Source organism: Bifidobacterium sp. UBA6881, from assembly GCA_002451435.1.
In the GTDB taxonomy this organism is placed as follows: domain Bacteria; phylum Actinomycetota; class Actinomycetes; order Actinomycetales; family Bifidobacteriaceae; genus Bifidobacterium.
In genome coordinates this window covers 2,600-5,064 of the sequence record DKCF01000110.1, presented here as the reverse complement: position 1 = coordinate 5,064, position 2,465 = coordinate 2,600, and the positions used below count along the sequence as shown (strand labels likewise).

Sequence of the window (2,465 nt, the reverse complement as noted above, 5' to 3'; positions counted from 1 at the left end):
CGGCACCACTTCGATGCCGCTCAGCACCGGCTCCAGCATCGTCACCAGGGAAAGCACGAAAACGACGTTCGACAGCAGACCGACCCACTGGCAAAGCACTTTCGCCACGATCAGCCGCATGATTCCAGGTGTCAAGGAAAACAGTCTCGTATCGAACATCGTGTCTCTTTCAACATGCACGTCGCGCGCGCGACGGTCCAACAATCCGTGTTCAGAATATCGGCACAATCGCGACATCACAATGGTCTGTCGCCCACGGAAGAGTCTTCCCGCCATCACCGAGCTGCCGACGAAGCACGCGGACGCATTCCCCCGGAACACCGCATTCCGATGCACGATGAAACCGATGCCGAAATGCCGGCGGCTGGCCGCATTCCCCGGAACGCCGCGTCCCGACTCCACGCGCCCGTTGAGGGCACGACCGAACGGCGCTCTCGAACGGGAGCGGACCGCGGCCCCGCGCATCCAGGGCGCAGCATCCGCCTAACGCGCAGCATCCGTCTGAAGCGCGGCTCCTATTTAAAGTACGAACCCGTTTAGAGTACGACGCCCGTTTAGGGTGTGGCATCCGATGTTCTCCGCCATCTGCCACATTCATATGGATGTCCGATTCCGCATTGTTCGCCTCGCCGTTGACCGCGAACAATGCGCATCGCACGTGTTGAGGCTGAATGTTCGCCATTGAGCAGCCAGCCGATGACGCAAGGGGTAAATTGCGCCATAGACGAGTGTACACCATGCGCGTCGTCCCCAATAACGACAAACCATTCTGTTTTGTTGCATTTCCAGCAATCGCAGCCTCTCTGGAAATCATCACGGCAACAGCGCCGAAGGCGCTTCCAAAGGGGCACGTCAAACCTTTTTCAGTAAGGCCGCGACACCGCTGCAATACCGCGGTTTTTTGACGCCTTCGCAAGATTTGTCAGTTCATACAAACTTCCCGGAATATTTCTTGTCGCTTCTTACAATGCGGACCTACGCGCCCGTAACTTATGCTATCGGGGGCGCGACAGGGCAACGTTCGGCCAATGGGAGCCGATGATGACCTGCGCATGAGGCACGCGGCGCAATCCGCGAGAAAGAGAACATTCCATGCTCACCGAGTACACGACTCCAGGCGCGTCCGTCGAGGTACGCGACGATGAAACCATCTACTCCCTGCTCACCGAACGCCTCGAACGCACCGGCGAAGACACCGTGATCGCGGAACGCAAGACCGCGCCCGGCCAGTGGTCCGACATCACCACCGGCGAATTTCACAGGAATGTGATCGCCGCCGCCAAGGGACTGATCGCCTTCGGCATCGGCAAAGGCGACGCGGTGACCATCTTCTCTTCGACCCGTTACGAATGGGGCGTGCTCGATTTCGCGCTGGCGGCGATCGGCGCGGTAAGCGTGCCGATCTACGACACCGACTCCGCAGCGCAGGCCGAACGCATCCTCAATGATTCCGCGGTGAAACTCGCCATCGCCGACAACCGCGAGCGCTTCGACCGCCTCGATTCCGTTCTCGACCACTGCGCGACGCTGAAGCACATCCTGATGCTTGATTCCAACGCGATGGGCGCGCTGGAGGGATTGGGCGTCACCGTTTCCGACGAGGAACTGCACGAGCGCATCGCTTCGGTGAAGGCCGACGACCTCGCGACGATCGTGTACACGTCGGGTTCCACGGGCGCTCCGAAGGGCGCGGAACTATCGCACCGCAATTTCGTCGCGATCACGCGCGCGGCGAGTCTGGCCTTGCATGAGATGATCATCGACGACCATCCGCGGCTGCTGCTGTTCCTGCCGCTCGCCCATTGTTTCGCCCGGTTCATCCAATACTGCTCGATCGCATCCGATGACGGCGTGGTCGGCTATCTGCCCGACACCAGAACACTGCTTCCCGACGTGCGTTCCTTCGAACCGACGTATCTGCTGGGCGTGCCGCGCGTGTTCGAGAAGGTATACAACGCGGCCTCCCGCAAGGCCGGCATGGGCTGGAAGGGCCGCCTGTTCCTCAAGGCCGCCGAGGCCGCGCGCGACTGGTCGCGTATGGAGCAGGCCGGCGAGAAGCCGACGATGAAACAGGCCGCGCAGCATCTTTCATATGAGGCTTCCGTGTACCGCACCGTGCGCGGCGCGCTTGGCCCGCGAATCAAATACGTCGCGTGCGGCGGCGCTCCGCTCGATGTGTCGCTGGCGCATTTCTTCAATGGCATCGGTCTGCCGATGGTGCAGGGCTACGGCATGACGGAAACCGCGGCGCCGTTCGCCGCCACCCGCATCGCCGACAATGTGATCGGCACCGTCGGCCAGCCTGCGCCGGGATCCTCCGTGCGCATTTCCGAGGATGGCGAACTGCAGGTCAAGGGGCCGAACGTGTTCATGGGCTATCACAATCTGCCCGATAAGACCGCCGAGGTGTTCACCGAGGATGGCTGGCTGCGTACCGGCGATCTCGCCACGATCGACGATGAGGG

At 61.4% G+C, this 2,465-nt stretch carries 1 pseudogene; it reads left to right on the top strand.

The features are described 5' to 3' along the window. Positions 1 to 1,092: 1,092 nt before the first annotated feature. Positions 1,093 to 2,465 (top strand): annotated as a pseudogene (locus B3C64_RS08390) (AMP-dependent synthetase/ligase); the annotation flags it as partial.